Here is a 14,920-nt window from a genome sequence, read left to right as displayed (position 1 = left end):
GCTCAGGCAGTGGCAGCGAAAGCGCCCTGCGCCCAGTCGGCGAAGCTGGTCCAGGGGATCTCCGGGTGCGCCGCGTGCAGGGCGGGGATGTCGACGCGGTAGCCCGGTCCGTTGAGGAACGTCCACATGGCGTGCATGTCCGGGTTGCCGATGGCCTCCAGCGGTACCTGCTCGTGCCGCACCTGCCGCCCCAGCGTCGCACCCAGCGCAGTGGCCATCTGCGCGGGGGTGGGCGCATCGCTCGCCAGCTCGATGCGCTGCCCGACGTAGCGGGCCGGATCGAGCATGACCCCGGCCGCGAAGGCGCCGTGGTCGTTGCGGTGCAGTTGCTGCAAGGGCCGGTCGGACGGCAGCGGCAGGTCGAGCACCCCGCCGGCGATCCGCCGCGCCCCGCCGAGGGCGTTGTCGAAGAAGTACGTCGGTCCCAGGATCGTGTACGGCACGTCACCGGACGCCAGCTCGGCCTCGATGCGGGCCTTGCTGTCGAAGTGCGGCACACCGCTGTGCTGGTCGGCCCCCGCCACCGAGCTGAACACCAGGTGCGGGACGCGCTTCTCACCGGCCGCGGCCAGGATCGCCCGGCCCTGCGCCACCTCGGCGTCCACACCGGTCTCGAAGGGAGTGGTGAAGGCGAACACCGCGGCTGCCCCGTCCATCGCCGCGGCCATGGACTCTCGATCACTGAGCGAACCGGCGACCAGCTCGACCCCCCGGTCGGCCAGCCGGCGTGCGGACGCGTTCTGCGGATCGCGGACCATCCCCCTCACCCGCGCCCCACGAGCCAGCAGCGCGCCGGTCACGGCCCCGCCCTGCCCACCAGTCGCGCCCAGCACCAGAATCGGCTGATCAACCATCGAGAAACTCCTTCACAACAGGCACACCGGGCACCGTCGCGACCCGGTCACCTAGTAGGGCTTTGTTAGGTCCTGTGGTGGGGTTCGGGTGTGGGGGCGGGGTGGCCGCATATCGAGCAGGCGCCGGTCCAGGTGGCCAGGATCTTCTGTAACGCGCGCAGAACCGCGTAGAGGGTCAGGCCGGCGCAGGGACTTTTGGGTCGAGGCGGAGCATGGTGCAGAAGGCCTGGGCGAGGGCGGCCAGGGTCACGTGCCGGTGCCAGCCGAGGTAGCTGCGGCCTTCGAAGTGGTCCAGGCCGAGGCCGTCCTTGAGCTCACGGTAGTCGTGCTCGACCCGCCAGCGGATCTTGGCGATACGGACGAGTTCGCGTAGCGGGGTGCCGGCGGGCAGGGTGGAGAGCCAGTAGTCGGTGGGCTCGGCGGCGCCGGGTGGCCATTCGGCCAGCAGCCAGCACTCGGGCAGACTGCCGTCCAGGTCACGGGGGATGTCGCGGTTGGCCGGGCGCACGCGCATGGCCACGAAGCGCGAGCGCATGTCGGCCCGTGGGTTGCGCGGACCGCTCTTGGTGCCCTGGCGCCAGGTGACGGTGCGGGCGGCGCCCCGCCCGGCGGCCAGGACGAGGTCACGCAGGGTGCTGTGCGGCATCGGGTAGGCGGGCCGGGGCGGGCGGCCGCGGCCGCTGTAGGGCGGACGCTCGGGCAACGCCTCACCGGGGTAGGCGGTGGTGGTTCCTTTGACGGCGACCGCGTAGGCGAGACCGCGTTCGGTCAGGCCCAGGCGGAAGCCGGTGGCATCGCCGTAACCGGCATCGGCGACCACCGGCAGACCGGGCAGTTCCCACTGGCCGCGGACCTCGTCGAGCATCTCCAGCGCCTGGCGCCACTTCTCCTTGTGGCGGACCTGGTCGGGGATGCCCGCCCGCTGGCGGCGTCGGCGGATCGCCTCGGCCAGCAGCGGGTCGTCCCCGGATGCGGCGTCGTCCCAGCTGTCGGGGATGAACAGCCGCCAGTTGACGGCCGCTGAGGCGTGGTCGCTGACCAAGTTGACACTGACCGCTATCTGGCAGTTTCCGCGCTTGCCCAAGGCGCCGCAGTACATCCGGGCCACCCCAGGGGAGTCGTACCCGTCCTTTGGGAAGCCCGTGTCGTCGATCGCATACGCCTCCGGGGTGATGTGCGCCGCTGCCCACCGCGAGACCCGGCGCCGCACCTCGACGTAGTCCCAGGTGGAGGAGGAGATGAACTGCTGCAGCTGCTGGTGGTCCACGCCCAGACGCTCGGCCATCGGCTGCATCGACTTGCGCTTGCCGTCCAGCATCAGCCCACGCACGTACAGCTCGCCCTTGGCCCGCTGGTCCCGGCGTTTCACCGTGCCGAGCATCTCGGCTGCGAACGCCTCCAAGCGGGGGCGGATCTCGTCCATCTCCTCAGGTGTCACACCTGACAGGACATCACGAGACTACCTCGGAACGATCAACCAGGGTACGTAACAAAGCCCTACTAGGACAATGACTTCAGTAAAGACATGATCCAGACCTCAGACGTGACACGAGGGCAGCACACGCGGACCGCAGACCCGACGCGCGTGTCCACGCCCGACGGCAGCGGCCGGAACCGATCCAACGCGTGGCTGTGCTTCGCGGATGAGTCGGGCCAAGTGCTGCGGCCGCCGAAAGCACAGACCTGGTCCCAGCGCGCCCACACGCCTCGCGTCACCGTCCGGGGCGGGGGCTCGCCCGACCCCTCCACGAGGCTGGTCACTGGCTTCGCTGGTCCCACTGGAGGCGTCGTCATCAAGCCCGTTCCCAGGCCAGCCACTACAAACGTCAGGCCGCGACCCAAACGAACCGGAAGCTGCTTCGACAACGCCGCCGCGGAGAGCTTGTCCTGAGTTCCACAGTTAGCGGTGTCGACTAGGGAACGAAAACGTGGGTTGACCTGCGGAAACGCCTGTGAGCACGCCGAGATGGCGTGTCACTAGGCGGGGGGATAGTGCCTGGTCAGCGGCCTGCGGTCAGATCGATGATCTTCTTGGGCGGGGTGACGTTCAGGGCGGTGAAGATGTCGCGCTGGGGCTTGGTGAGGTCGGTGGACTGGCGGAAGGTGCCGGCCGGGCCGGTGTAGGTGACCGCGTGCAGGCGCTGGAGTTCGGCGCGCAGGCGGTTCCAGGTCTGGCCGGTGGAGGTCTCGGCGACGCGGATCAGCAGCAGGGCGAGCCAGCAGAGCAGGACGTGGGCGCGGATGCGGTCCTCGCGGCGGTGGTAAACGGGGCGGAGATCGAGAATTTGCTTCATGTCGCGCCAGCCGCGCTCGACTTCCAGGAGCTGTTTGTAACCCAGGGCGATGTCCTCGGCCGACAGCTTCGGATCCGAGGAGCGCAGGAGGTACTTCCCGTCGAGGTTGGCCTCGGCGGCGATCTTCTTCTTGTCCACCCGCAGCAGCCCGCTCGGGGTGGTGCGCAAGAACCGTTTCAGACCGGGCTTGGTGGACAACACCCCAGCCAGCTTGTCGCGTTCGGGCCTGGGCAGCTTGTCCGTGGCCTCGATCGCCTCGGTGAGCTGGGTGACCATCCGCTGACGGATCGCGGCGTCGCGGGTGGCCTGGTCGGGGTTGAAGCAGATCACGAACCGGTCGTCGGTTCCGATGTTGACCTCCTTGACCTGGAGGTTGTCGCGCACGGACGCATAGCGGCCCTGCCGCGAGAGGGCGGCGCGTACTTCGGGTGATCCGGTGCGGAGTTTCTCGCCGATGATGTAGCCGCCGCCTCCGCGCATCAGCGCCCGGCGGTTGGCGGCGGAGGTGAAGCCGCGGTCGGCGACCCACACGATCTTCGACAGCGTCCACTCGCGCAGGTCGTCGCGGACCTGCCGGATCAGGGCCTGGTCACCGGTGTTGCCGGGCCAGGACCACACCCGCACCGGGATCCCGTCGCGGGTGACGGCCATGCCGATGACGACCTGGGGCAGATCGTCGCGGGAGTCCTTGGACTTGCCGTGGGTGCGGAACCCGTCGTGTCGCACCGCGTCTTCGGCCGGCGCGTCGGCGGCCAGGCGCTCGCCGTGTTCGTCGCGGGCGACAGGTTCGTCGGCGTCCTCGGTCTCGAAGTACGTGGAGCTGGTGTCGAAGAACAGCAGGTCCACCTCCAGGTTGAGCAGGTCGGTGACCTGGAAGTACGTCTCCTTGGCCAGGGCCGGCTCGATGGTCAGCAGGTAATCCATGGCTCGGTAGCAGGCTTCGTCACTGATCGCCTCCAGGCCGTCTATGTGGACGTCGTCGGCGATCCACTCGGTCGCGGCGAGCTTGCTGGAGGCGGCCAGGGCCCGGTTGGCGACCAGCGCGAACAGCACCCGTTCGACGCGCGGATCCAGCCGCCGCCCGGCCAGTTGGCGGTGCACGACACCGTCGAGGCCGAGCCGGTGCCAGAGTCCGTCCAGCGCGTGCACCCCGCCGCACGGCCTGGAACTGATCAGTGACAGGTCTCCCGAGCCGGTCGCGGCCAGCGCGGACGCGGGGTCCAGCAGCTTCGAGAGCGCGCCGACCAGTCGGCGCACCGCCTCGCGGTCGAGCTCGTCCTCCCGGCCGAAGGAGTGCAGCACCTTCGTACGCGAACGCCCCACGGCCGGGTCCCACTCGTTGTGGGCCAGCTGCAGATACCGGACCGTCTGCCCGTCCTTGTTCCGCCGGGACGTCGTCTTCACATACATGCCGCTAGACGATACGCACATCATTCCATGTCACAGGCATGGGGGTGACAACATCGTGCCACTAGGCGTTTTCGGCCTTTCGCGCTAGGTGCAACCGCCTGACCTGCACCGATGCCCTGCCACACCCCCGAGAACCCCGCTCAACTGTGGAACGCAGGCTTGTGGGCCGTCCTGAAAGAAGAGATCGGCACCCGCTTCTGGACCGACCGGGCCACCGCCCGAGCCGGCATCTTCGACTTCATCGAAACCTTCTACAACAGACGCCGTCTACGCAAGCACATCCACTTCGGCTACCTCACACCCCACGAAACACGCCTGCGCTACCGGCAAGACCAGGCCCTCGCGGCGTAACAACACCGTGTCCAAGATCTCGGGGAAACTTCACCACCAACCGGGCATCGATCCTGGACTGACACAAGCCCTACCTGCACAGGCGCTGGCGCGAGGGCTGCCACGACATCCCGCAACTGCACCGCGAACTGCGCGCACGTGGCTTCACCGGAGACATCCAGTGCGTCCGCCGCTACTTCCGCCCCTTCAAAAAGCCGCACAGCCCCAGGCCGAACAACCTGCCCGTGCCTGCCCCCGAGCTGCGGGCCGCCCCGAAACCCCGGCGCATCGTCCGCTGGATCATGACCAACCCCGGACACCTCGCCGAGACCGACGCGGCCGAGCTCAAAGAGATCCGGGCCGCCTGTCCGCACCTCGACGCCACCGCACGCCACGTTCGCGACTTCGCCGACATGATGCGCGATCTGCGGGGCGAGGAACTGTCCGCATGGATGGACCGCGTCCTCGCAGACGACCTGCCCACCCTGCATTCCCTGGTCAACGGCGTGAAGAGGGACATGGACGCGGTCACAGCCGCCCCGTCCACGCCCTGGAGCTCTGGCCAGGTCGAGGGACACGTGACCAGAGCCAAGCTCCTCAAGCGCATGGGCTTCGGCGGGGCCAACCTCGACCTCCTCCGCAGACGCATCCTTCACAGCCCGTGACACCCCACTGACGTCACAAGATCCTCGACAGAGCCGAATTACCTGACCGTCGACACCACCACAGTGCGCAGTGCGGTGACGAAGTACAGGACTCGGACTCGTTCGATCTCGTCTGCGTACTGGCGCAGTTCGGGGTGAGTGGTGTCGCCCGGGATCGGCTCGCCGATCTCCGGGTCGACGGAGATGGCGACCAGGGCGCGGTCCAGGGCGTGGATCTGGTGTTCGTCAGTGAGGTTCTCCTGCTGCTTCGCGGCGGAGTCGCTGAAGGCGATCTGTTGACGCGAAGGTATTCGTAGTCCTTGGACAGGCGTCGGCACCGTCCCAGCCAGGCGAACGTCCGCTCTGCCACCCGCCAACGTGGGACGACGCCCAAGCTGGTTGGGACGGGCCGGGCCGCTGGCGGGATGGTGCTCAGAAGAACCTGAGAGGTTCCTGTGTCAGGCTGGCGCGCCCGAACACGCGGACGCACGAGAGGGCTCCCCCGAACACCCGATCCGGGTTCGCGTCCCCTCACGGCTGCCCCTGGAGGAGCGCCTGATGAGTTTGATCAACGGCCTGCCCGCGCACGTGCTGCTGGTCCATGCCGTCGTTGTCCTGGTCCCGCTCAGCGCGCTGACGCTCGTGATATGCGCGCTGTGGCCGCAGGCCGCCCGGCGGCTCGGACTGGCACTGCCGCTGCTCGCCCTGGTCACGCTGGCGACCGTGCCGCTGGCCACCCAGGCCGGGGAGTGGCTGGAGCGACACGTGGACAGCGACCCGCTGGTGCGGCGCCACGCCGAGCTGGGCGACGGAATGCTGCCCTGGGCGCTGGGCCTGTTCGTGCTGGCGGCCGGCGTGTGGTGGATCTCCCGCCGTACGGGCGCGCCGCAGTCGCGGGAGCTTTCCGGGGCTCGGTCGGGAGCGCGGTCGGGGTCGGTGCTCCACGTCGCCGCGGCCGTCCTGTCCGTGGTGGTGGCCGCGGGCGCGGTCGTCGACGTGTACCGGATCGGCGACTCGGGCGCGAAGGCCGCCTGGCACGACGCGTACTCCAAGACCGCCACGAAGTCGAGCGACGGAGACTGACCGACGAAACCGGCCGGCCCGCACCGGCCAGCCGACCCACCGCGGCCCGCCCGGAAACTCTCCGGCCGGGCCGCACCCGCATGTGAGGCGGGTGGTGGACGAGGCGCTGTGACTGATGATGCAGCCCTGGCCAGCGTCGGCGCCGCCACGGCCAGTAGGGCAGCTGCGCGTGCCGGACGATCACCCGGCGGGCGCCCCATCGGGAAGGCGGGCACCGAGATCGCATGAGGCTGCGACCTGACCACCAGCCCACACCACTCGGCCCCCTCGCCACGTCCGGCAAGAGGGAGCCCGGCCCGCAACGCGCGGCACCCGTACGCTGCCGCGCTCGTCATCGGCCGCCTTGACTCTCACCGCAGCGGTGCCCGACAGCGGCGCGAGCTGGCGCAGCGTCAAGTTGGTGCGCCAGTAGGCCGCAACCAGCATGACGCGGTCCTCCAGAGGCGGGCTCCACGGCCGCGGACAGTGTCTGCTCCCTCGCGGCGCAGGGCGGGCTCAGCCCGGTGAACGGGCCTATCCAAGACGGCTGTGACGCCGTGAGCACACCAGCCACGAGAAGATCGTCCCACCGCCCTGCGAACTGCCCGAGACGGAGGCACACATGGAGACAGACTTGGTCAGTCGTCTGGAAGAGGCGGCGGATCGTTTCGTGATCCCCCTGCGCTTGAACGAGGGGTTCGATGAGCAGGCGCTCCTTCAGCTACAGGAGGAGATCGATCGCTGCGGGACGGCCTGGAGGAAAGAAACCCACGTACCGAAGCGTGCGGCGTTGATTCTCGCCGAACTCTTTCCAGCGATCGAGGCTTGCGCCTGGCTGTACGACCGGAACATGCGTCAGCGGATCCAGGAGGCGGGAGCGATGGTGTCTGAGGCGGTGACCGCCGCTCTGGACTGAGCGCCTCCCACGGCGCCGTGCAACGTACCTTCCCGGATGGCCCAGCCCGAAAAGGCGCGAGTCGGCAGCACAGCAGGCGCTGGGGAGGAACCCAGTGTTGCGGGACAACTCTTAGAACTCCTAACAAAGTGAGAGGTTCCTCAGTCGTCGCCAGCAGATGATGCTGCAGGCCAGGCTGAGGAAGGCTTCGTGGATGTCGTCGCGTATCTCCCAGCGGATGCGTAACCGGCGGAACCAGTGGAGGAGTGCGAAGCTCTGCTCGACGACCCACCGGTGGACACCCAACCCTGAGCCGTGTTCGGTGCCGCGGCGGGCGATGACGGGGGTGATCCCGACCGCCCGGACCTGCTTGCGGTACTTGTCGTGGTCGTAGCCCCGGTCGGCGTAGAGCTTCTTCGGACGTCGGCGGGGCCGTCCGCGTCGGCCGCGCACCGGCGGAACAGCCTCGATCAGCGGCATGAGCTGGGTGACGTCGTTGCGGTTGCCGCCGGTCAGCGATGCGGCCAGCGGGATGCCGTGCGCTTCGGTGATCAAATGGTGTTTAGAGCCTGTTCGGGCACGGTCGACCGGGCTCGGTCCGGTTTTGGGCCGCCCTTCATGGCCCGCACGTGGGAGCCGTCGATCACCGCCCTCGACCAGTCCAGGGCGCCGGCGGCGTTCAGCTCGGCCAGCAGCGATTCGTGCAGACGCTGCCAGACACCCGCGTCGTTCCAGTCACGCAGACGCCGCCAGCAGGTCATCCCCGAGCCGAAGCCCAGTTCCTGGGGCAGGAACTCCCACGGAATGCCCGTATAGAGCACGAACAGGATGCCCGACAGCACCTTCCGGTCGTCCAGACGCCTGCGCCCCGGGTGATCCACGCGGCGCGGCACCACCGGAAGCAACGGCTCGATCCGCGCCCACAGCTCATCCGACACGATCCACGGCAGCTGCTCAACCCTTCTCATGTGCAGGCTAACGCCCCATCAGACGGCAACATTCCAAGGCAAGTTGCAGTATTCTGTTAGGAGTTCTTAGTCGCGGTGATGCTGGTTCTTACCTGAATCAGCGATAGCACAACGCCTGTTGCATCCGATACGCTCAGCCGCGCTGGCGCTGAGCTGCACAAATCTCCCTATTGCGCCTCACGCCATCCTGCTTGCCCCAGAGAAGGCGCCGGGACGCCTGCGACATCACCGAACTCATTCAGTTGCGCGCGCTCGCCCTGTACGGGGTACGCAGTGGTGCGGGGGCCGCCCCCAACCGGCTGCTCGCCGCCATGGCTTGCGCGCTCACCCCGCCTGGTCGGCGCACCGTCATCGACGACTCCCCCGAGGCGATCACCGCGTTCCTGCGACCGCGTCCGGTCCGGGAGCTGCCCGGGGTGGGCGCGAAGGCGGCCGCGACGCTCGCGGAGTACGGCCTCCACACTGTCGGAGACGTCGCCGACGTCCCCCAGCTCACGCTGCAGCGGGCGACGGTGCAGGCGCGGCCTTCGATGGCCGTGGCCAGTGCGGACCACGGGTGCGGGCAGATGTAGTCTCCTCGGGCGTGTTCGTGGTCTTTGGTCATTGCCGGTCTCCGTGCGACCGGGACCGGTGACTGTCCGGCGTCCGGTCGATCTGGCGGGCCACGGCTTCGACTTCACCGCTGCTGTAGGCGGTGCGGATGCCGGAGGGGGTCATGCCGCTCGCCTCGGCGAGGGGGTCGAGCTTGTAGGGGCGGTTGCCGTGGAACTCCCGCCCGTAGGCGAGCAGGAGGCGGATCTCGCGGTCGGCGGCCTCCGTCCGGGCGCGGGCGTTGCCGAGCGCCAGGAGCAAGGGGTCCTCGTCCAGGCCGTCGCACTGGGCCTGGAGGTTGGTCGCGTCGTCCTTGCGGGCCTGCTCCGCCTGCTCGCGGGCGTCGGCGTAGAACTCCTCCGGTGTGACGTCACCGGGCTGGGGAACGGGGGTGCGGATGGCTGCGATGTCACCGATCAAATCCATAAATGCGACCTGGGGCCAATCGACTCGTTCGAAGCCAGTGCCGGCACGCGGCACCACCCGGCCAGCTGCTCCTGCGCCACCCCGTCGAGCAGCACCTCTCCGTCCGGACGCCCACCATGCCTGCGCTGCACCGGGTTCGCCCACCGCCACGATCCCGTGAGGTCGGTGACCTGCAGCCGGTAGGCGGCCGCCACCCGGTGCAGAAAGGACCACGTTGTCTCCCCCTCGAAGGTTCACCACCCGCAGCGCTCCGCACACGGCGTCTCCTCCCGCGCCGTGTCGTGCACCGCAGCCCGTCGTTGAGCTCCCGTCGTCAACGTAGACGGTTGACCAGAGCGAATGCGTCCTCGGTCTTGGGGTGGGTCTTGCCCAGTCGGGTGTGCAGGATCTGTGCACCCCGGCGCGCGAGGTCCGCTGCGGTCGGGTCGTTCAACGCGTGTAGGGTTCGGGCTTTGAGCAGCAGGGCGTACCCGATGTACAGGTGGTCCGGCGCGTAACTGGCCTCGCGGATCCGCAGCGACCGCGAGATCAGCGGCACGGCCATGGCGTAGTCGCCGAGGTCAAGGTGGACGTTCGCCAGTGCTATCAGGTCGAAGCTCACGTACGGATCGTCCGGCCCGTACGCCGCCTCGTCGATCTGTAGCGCCCGCTCGGCCAGTGGCCGCGCCGCCCTGTGTTCGCCGAGAAGGCACAGTATCCGCGCAAGCGTGGCCAGGTCCGTCGCGATGGCGGGACTGTCCGCCGGCAGGCTGGACTCGTGCAGGCGCAGCGCGCGTTCCGCCAGCGGGCGTGCCCTCTCCGTCGCGCCGAGGTCCTGGTGGATCTGCGCCAGGGTGATCAGATCGAAGCCGGCCTCCGCATCCCGGCCCTCGAGCGACTCGTCGATCGCGAGGGCACGTTCACACAGCGGCAGCGCCACCGAGCAATCCCCGAGCTGGATGAGGAACGTTGACGCCAGCCTCAGCAGCACCGCGGTCTCCGCAGCGCACTCGGCCGGTGGATCGTCCTTGGCCACCGCAATGACGTGCGGGAGCAGCTTCTGCCACCGCGGCCGCGCGTCCGGGTCTCCGTGGATATCGTGCGGCACGGCCGCGAGCAGCGCACGACACAGCTGGACCCGAGCGTCAGTGTGCACCTGGTCCGGCATCGCTGCCCGAATGGCGGCCTGCACCAGCCGGTGCAGCACCAGGGACGCGTTCTCGCGCCTCGCGAGACCCATACCAGCCAGGGCGCCGACCGTCGTGTCCCACGCCAGCGGGTCGGCTGCGACTCCGCCCAGCGTTTCGGGGCTGCCGGTGAACAGGTCCAGCGGGATCGGCTCCGGCGCCAGCAGGGCACACAGCTCCAGCAGACGCACCGCCTGGGGCTGGTCCGTCTCCAGCCTTCGCACACTGAGCTCCCACAGGCTCGCGACCACCACCGCCGGCCGGTCGGTCAGCTCGCCCCGCGCGATCATGTCCTCCAGCCGCGACGTCAGCAGAGCCAGGTACTCCTCGGGCGCCGTGTGGTTGTAGCCCATGTACCCGGCCGCCTGCTCCAACGCCAGCGGCAGGTCCCCCAGTTGCTGGGCGATGCGGTCCGCCACCGCCGCGGTCATGCCGGGCACCCGCCGGACCAGCAGCTCCACCGACTCTCGTCTGGTGAACACATCGAGGTCGATGACGCCGGCTCTGCCCGACCAGCCACTCAGTCTGGTCGTGACGATGACATGGCCGTTGCTCGCCGGGCCGCCCGACGGCATCGCGTGCGTGAGCGTGCCCGGTTTCTCCCCGTTGTCGAAGATGATCAGCCAGGGCCTGCGGTCCCTCAACTTGCCGTACACCCGCGGGATGGCCTGGTCGGAGCTCACCTCCGTCAGCCCCAGCTCCCCGGCCAGCGATACGAACTGGGACGCCACCAGATCGGGGTGCTCGGCGTCCACGAACGCGACGAACCGGTACTTCGACAGGTAGCGGTAGGCGTACTCGACGGCGAGCTGGGTCTTGCCGACGCCACCCAGCCCGTGCACGACCAGCATCGTGACGTCGTTCACCGAGGTGAGGTACTGCCGCACCTCCCGCAGCGTGGCGTCGCGGCCGGTGAAGTTGGTGTTGCGCGGCGGCAGTCGGTACGCCACGGGCGCGAGCGGGTCCTGCGCACGGTCGCGGCGCGGCGCCTGCCACAGCCCGATGAGCGCCAGTGGTATCAGCAGGAGAAGTACCACCCACGGGTGGACGCGCACAAAGTCGAGCGGCCCCGGCCAGCGGCTCTGGCCAGACGCCGCATTGAAGGCAAGACTGCCGACGAACAGCACGAACAAACCGGCCACCGCGCTGGCCAGCGTTCGCCACATGGCTCCCTCTTCGGTATAACGGCGATCGTGACGATCAACAGCCAGCGCGATCTTATCCCAGGCGCCGCACCACCCGAGGGAAATCGTCCAACGTCAGCGGACCGGCAGCAGCCCGGTGAGGTAGCGGACGCAGGCGTCGGCGCCTGTGAAGTCTCACTGCTGTTGCGGTGATTGTATGCCGTTGACCTGTGGCGCCGCAGATGGATTGCGACGGGTTCTGGACTCTCTGTGGGCTGTTTGACCTTGCACTTGCCGACCCAACTGGATGACGATCATCGGTCCGAACACCGGGCGCGGGAGGCACTCACACCAGTCGGCGTGTCACCAGGTCCCACATCTCCCAGGCCGAGGCCCTGCCGGCGTGCGACGACTTCTTCGAAACGGTCACGTTGTCCGGGGCACGGATATACGTGTTCACGGTGATCGAGCACGCCAACCGACGGATCCGGGGTCTTGGGTGCGACCGCACCACCCGGCCGCTTCCTGGGTGGCGCAGGCCGCAGGAATCTGGTCATGGACCTCGAGGACGCGGGTTGCAAGTCCCGGTTCCTCATCCGGGATCGCGACGGAAGGTCCCTCACCTGTTCCACCGTCCTCGCAGATGCGGGGATCGAGGTCGTGCTCAGCCTCGGTCCGCCCCGGTGTGCCGTCCCAGCGCGACGTCAGATGCCTGTCGGCAGGGGACGCGGCCGTACGAGGGAACCGGAAGCTTGCGAGGAAGGGCAGCAGGCCGGTGGCGAGGGGGAAGCGCAGTGTGCCCTCGCCCACGCAGTCACCGTCCTCGTACAGGGTGTACGGCAGTACGGTCAGCGAGGCGAGCGGGCGCTTGGGCGACACCGACTTCCAGCCGTCCAGGGTGAGGCGCCGGCCTTCCATGGCGAAGGTGATCCGGTAGCGGATCCTGCGGCGCGACAGGGGCGCTATCTCCAGCTCGCCCTCGGCTTCGGCGTCGTTGGCCCGTCCCGCCATGCGTACCCGTCCGCTGACGTGCGCCCGCGTCGTGCGGTGGGGCAGCAGCACGGCGTCGGCACGGGCCAGCAGGTCCAGCCGCACGGGGCGGTCGCCGTCCTCGTCGGCCAGGCGCACACGGCCCAGCATGGTCTCCTTGAACCGCGTCCGCCTCCCGGCCGGCCGGCCCCGCTCCCGGCCGGGCGCGGTCGCCGCGGACAAGGCGTACTCGTCTCGCGCCAACCGCGCCTACCTGCGTAAACGCCACATCAAGACGGTCATCCCTGAGAAGAGAGACCAAGCCGCCAACCGCAAGAAGAAGGGCAGCCGGGGCGGCCGTCCCGTCACTTACGATGCCGATCTCTACCGTGATCGCAACACCGTCGAGCGACTGATCAACCGGCTGAAGGACTGGCGCGGCATCGCCACACGCTCCGACAAGTCATCCGAGAGCTACCTCGTCGGCCTCGAACTCCGCGCCTCCATGATCTGGGTCGGAGATCTCTTGCAAGCGGCCGACCTGATCACGACATCACACAGGCCCTAGACGCCCACACCGGGCAGGTCCTGGTCGAGGACATCGCCCGCAACAACTCGGTCACCTTCATCCGCTTCCTACGTCTGCTGGACCGCGCCATCGACCCCGCCCTGAGCATCCACCTGGTCATGGACAACGGGTCCTCGCACACCTCCAAGGCCACCCGGGCTTGGCTGGCCGGGCACCCCCGCTTCGTGGTCCACCACACGCCCAAGCACGCCTCCTGGCTCAACCAGGTGGAGATTTCCTTCTCGATCCTGGCCCGCCGCCTCCTGCGACGCGGCGAGTTCACCTCCCGCCAGGACCTGATCGACCAGATCCGGGAATTCGCCCTCGCCTACGACGACGAAGCCCGCCCCTTCCGCTGGACCTACGACGGCACCGCACTCAAGGCTTCCCAATCCGGAAGTCAAGCGGCATGAGTGATGGGAGGTGTCACGTGGTAGCACCGTCGGTCATGAATGAGGGCCCATATGACGTTGACGCGTCGGCGTGCGAGGGCGAGGACGGCCTGCACATGCCGTTTCCCCTCGGCCCGTTTCCTGTCGTAGAACGTCCGCGAGTTCGGGTCGCGCTGGATGCTGATGAGCGCGGAGGTGTAGAAGACCCGTTGCAGGCGCCGGTGGTATCGCTGAGGCCGGTGCAGGTTGCCGCTGACCTTGCCGGAGTCCCGTGGCGCGGGAGCGACACCAGCGAACGCCGCGAGCCGGTCAGGGGTCGGGAAGGCATCAAGGCTGCCGCCGACGGCGGCGAGGAACTCGGCGCCGAGCACGGTGCCGATGCCGGGCACGGACTCGATCACTTCGGCGAGTTCGTGTTCGCGAAACCGGCCCTCGATGAGCTTGTCGGTCTCGGAGATCTTCTCGTTGAGGGCCATCACCTCCTTCGTCAGGGTGTGCACCATCTTCGCGATGGCCTTCTCACCCGTGACGGCGGTGTGCTGGCGTTCGGCGGCCTCGACCGCCGCGGCAGCAAGGGCATCGGCGCCTCGGACCTTGCGGTTGCGCAGCCAGGTGGTCAGCCGGCTGGTGCCCGCTCGGCGGATCGCGGCCGGTGTCTGGTAGCCGGTCAGCAGGATCAACGGCCCGGCGTTGTCGAGGTGCAGACTGCGTTCCAGGGCGGGGAACATGCTGGTCAGCAGGGCCTTGAGCCGGTTAGTGATCCGCGTGCGGTCGGCGATCAGGTCGACGCGGTGCTCGGTCAGCAGTCGCAGCTCGATGGTTGCCTCGTCGCCAGGCCGGATCGGCTGCAGATCGCGTCACATCCGGGCTTGATCGGCGATCACTCTGGCGTCGCGGGCGTCGGTCTTGCCCTGGCCGCGGTAGCTGTCGGTGGCGCGGTTGACCGCGATGCCGGGGATGTAGACAAGCTCCTGGCCGTGGTTGACCAGCAGGGCGATCAGCAGGCCGGGCTCACCGCCGGTCATGTCCAGGGCCCACGTCACCGGGGCACCGTCGGCGAGGTCCAGGACATCCCCGAGCAGCTGGAGGAGTTCCGCCTCGTCGTTGGCCACCCGCCGCGACAGCAGGGTGTTGCCCTCGGCGTCCAGGACCAGCGTGTGGTGGTGGGTCTTCCCGCAGTCGGTCCCCGCCCATATCCGGCTCATCGCGCTCCAGTCGGTCGTGCTT

At 68.7% G+C, this 14,920-nt stretch carries 14 protein-coding genes and 3 pseudogenes; 7 read left to right on the top strand and 10 right to left on the bottom strand.

The annotated features are described in order from the left end of the window. Positions 1-2: 2 nt before the first annotated feature. The 3 genes from OG819_RS35535 to OG819_RS35525 all read right to left on the bottom strand — a co-directional run bounded on the left by OG819_RS35535 (position 3) and on the right by OG819_RS35525 (position 4,558). Complete coding sequence (locus OG819_RS35535; RefSeq protein ID WP_266633859.1) at positions 3-854, bottom strand: NmrA/HSCARG family protein; 852 nt, start codon at positions 852-854, stop codon at positions 3-5. A 175-nt stretch (positions 855-1,029) separates the two neighbouring features. Next, complete coding sequence (locus OG819_RS35530; protein WP_266652542.1) at positions 1,030-2,277, bottom strand: IS701 family transposase; 1,248 nt, start codon at positions 2,275-2,277, stop codon at positions 1,030-1,032. Positions 2,278-2,854: 577 nt separating this feature from the next. Beyond that, positions 2,855-4,558 (bottom strand): IS1634 family transposase, encoded by a 1,704-nt coding sequence (locus tag OG819_RS35525; RefSeq protein ID WP_266647505.1) that lies wholly within the window; start codon positions 4,556-4,558, stop codon positions 2,855-2,857. A 111-nt stretch (positions 4,559-4,669) separates the two neighbouring features. Between OG819_RS35525 and OG819_RS35520 the strand changes: the two genes are divergently transcribed. Then, the gene (locus OG819_RS35520) at positions 4,670-4,909 is read left to right on the top strand and encodes an IS3 family transposase (protein ID WP_266653236.1); all 240 of its coding nucleotides are present in this window, start codon (positions 4,670-4,672) and stop codon (positions 4,907-4,909) included. 224 nt (positions 4,910-5,133) lie between these two features. Next, positions 5,134-5,553, top strand: a complete 420-nt coding sequence (locus OG819_RS35515) for a transposase (protein WP_266633857.1) — start codon at positions 5,134-5,136, stop codon at positions 5,551-5,553. Between the two features lie 38 nt (positions 5,554-5,591). Here OG819_RS35515 and OG819_RS35510 read toward each other — a convergent pair whose 3' ends face one another. Further along, positions 5,592-5,870 (bottom strand): hypothetical protein, encoded by a 279-nt coding sequence (locus tag OG819_RS35510; RefSeq protein ID WP_266633856.1) that lies wholly within the window; start codon positions 5,868-5,870, stop codon positions 5,592-5,594. Between the two features lie 220 nt (positions 5,871-6,090). On the opposite strand from OG819_RS35510, the gene OG819_RS35505 reads away from it, so the two are divergent. After that, positions 6,091-6,615, top strand: coding sequence for a DUF2231 domain-containing protein (locus OG819_RS35505; RefSeq protein ID WP_266633855.1), 525 nt, complete (start codon positions 6,091-6,093; stop codon positions 6,613-6,615). Positions 6,616-6,972: 357 nt separating this feature from the next. Here OG819_RS35505 and OG819_RS35500 read toward each other — a convergent pair. Continuing rightward, positions 6,973-7,168 (bottom strand): annotated as a pseudogene (locus OG819_RS35500) (IS5/IS1182 family transposase); the annotation flags it as partial. Positions 7,169-7,216: 48 nt separating this feature from the next. On the opposite strand from OG819_RS35500, the gene OG819_RS35495 reads away from it, so the two are divergent. After that, positions 7,217-7,510 (top strand): hypothetical protein, encoded by a 294-nt coding sequence (locus tag OG819_RS35495; protein ID WP_266633854.1) that lies wholly within the window; start codon positions 7,217-7,219, stop codon positions 7,508-7,510. Positions 7,511-7,630: 120 nt separating this feature from the next. On the opposite strand, the gene OG819_RS35490 is transcribed toward OG819_RS35495, so the two are convergent. After that, positions 7,631-8,457, bottom strand: a protein-coding gene (locus tag OG819_RS35490) for an IS5 family transposase (RefSeq protein WP_266633851.1) whose coding sequence is annotated in 2 segments (ribosomal slippage) — positions 7,631-8,097 and positions 8,097-8,457 — 828 coding nt in all. Because the reading frame shifts where the segments join, the coding sequence is not laid out codon by codon here. A 191-nt stretch (positions 8,458-8,648) separates the two neighbouring features. On the opposite strand from OG819_RS35490, the gene OG819_RS35485 reads away from it, so the two are divergent. Then, positions 8,649-9,029, top strand: coding sequence for a hypothetical protein (locus OG819_RS35485; protein ID WP_266633850.1), 381 nt, complete (start codon positions 8,649-8,651; stop codon positions 9,027-9,029). A gap of 28 nt (positions 9,030-9,057) precedes the next feature. Here OG819_RS35485 and OG819_RS35480 read toward each other — a convergent pair whose 3' ends face one another. The 3 genes from OG819_RS35480 to OG819_RS35470 form a co-directional block, all read right to left on the bottom strand. After that, positions 9,058-9,474, bottom strand: a complete 417-nt coding sequence (locus OG819_RS35480; RefSeq protein WP_266633849.1) for a hypothetical protein — start codon at positions 9,472-9,474, stop codon at positions 9,058-9,060. A 313-nt stretch (positions 9,475-9,787) separates the two neighbouring features. Next, positions 9,788-11,806: an FxSxx-COOH system tetratricopeptide repeat protein gene (gene fxsT, locus OG819_RS35475; RefSeq protein WP_266653234.1), complete on the bottom strand. Its 2,019-nt coding sequence runs from the start codon at positions 11,804-11,806 to the stop codon at positions 9,788-9,790. Positions 11,807-12,220: 414 nt separating this feature from the next. Beyond that, the gene (locus OG819_RS35470) at positions 12,221-12,904 is read right to left on the bottom strand and encodes a hypothetical protein (RefSeq protein ID WP_266653232.1); all 684 of its coding nucleotides are present in this window, start codon (positions 12,902-12,904) and stop codon (positions 12,221-12,223) included. Positions 12,905-12,917: 13 nt separating this feature from the next. On the opposite strand from OG819_RS35470, the pseudogene OG819_RS35465 reads away from it, so the two are divergent. After that, positions 12,918-13,301, top strand: a pseudogene (locus tag OG819_RS35465) (transposase); the annotation flags it as partial. After that, the gene (locus tag OG819_RS35460; protein WP_323139433.1) at positions 13,199-13,714 is read left to right on the top strand and encodes a transposase; all 516 of its coding nucleotides are present in this window, start codon (positions 13,199-13,201) and stop codon (positions 13,712-13,714) included. The pseudogene OG819_RS35465 and the gene OG819_RS35460, both read left to right, overlap by 103 nt. Here the strand turns inward: OG819_RS35460 and OG819_RS35455 are convergent. Continuing rightward, positions 13,702-14,898: pseudogene (locus OG819_RS35455) on the bottom strand (IS110 family transposase). The gene OG819_RS35460 and the pseudogene OG819_RS35455 overlap by 13 nt on opposite strands. Positions 14,899-14,920 lie beyond the last annotated feature (22 nt).

Origin of the sequence: Streptomyces sp. NBC_01549, assembly GCF_026339955.1 — a bacterium.
Taxonomy (GTDB): Bacteria; Actinomycetota; Actinomycetes; order Streptomycetales; family Streptomycetaceae; genus Streptomyces.
The sequence above is the reverse complement of the archived record's forward strand: the minus strand, read 5'-3'. Positions and strand labels throughout refer to the sequence as shown.

Excerpts from the sequence above, each read along its gene's own strand:
- OG819_RS35520 (WP_266653236.1), top strand. The coding sequence starts at position 4,670 with ATGCCCTGCCACACCCCCGAGAACCCCGCTCAACTGTGGAACGCAGGC.
- OG819_RS35530 (WP_266652542.1), bottom strand. The coding sequence starts at position 2,277 with ATGGACGAGATCCGCCCCCGCTTGGAGGCGTTCGCAGCCGAGATGCTC.
- OG819_RS35525 (WP_266647505.1), bottom strand. The coding sequence starts at position 4,558 with ATGTATGTGAAGACGACGTCCCGGCGGAACAAGGACGGGCAGACGGTC.
- OG819_RS35505 (WP_266633855.1), top strand. The coding sequence starts at position 6,091 with ATGAGTTTGATCAACGGCCTGCCCGCGCACGTGCTGCTGGTCCATGCC.
- fxsT (WP_266653234.1), bottom strand. The coding sequence starts at position 11,806 with ATGTGGCGAACGCTGGCCAGCGCGGTGGCCGGTTTGTTCGTGCTGTTC.
- OG819_RS35470 (WP_266653232.1), bottom strand. The coding sequence starts at position 12,904 with ATGCTGGGCCGTGTGCGCCTGGCCGACGAGGACGGCGACCGCCCCGTG.
- OG819_RS35480 (WP_266633849.1), bottom strand. The coding sequence starts at position 9,474 with ATGGATTTGATCGGTGACATCGCAGCCATCCGCACCCCCGTTCCCCAG.
- OG819_RS35535 (WP_266633859.1), bottom strand. The coding sequence starts at position 854 with ATGGTTGATCAGCCGATTCTGGTGCTGGGCGCGACTGGTGGGCAGGGC.
- OG819_RS35495 (WP_266633854.1), top strand. The coding sequence starts at position 7,217 with ATGGAGACAGACTTGGTCAGTCGTCTGGAAGAGGCGGCGGATCGTTTC.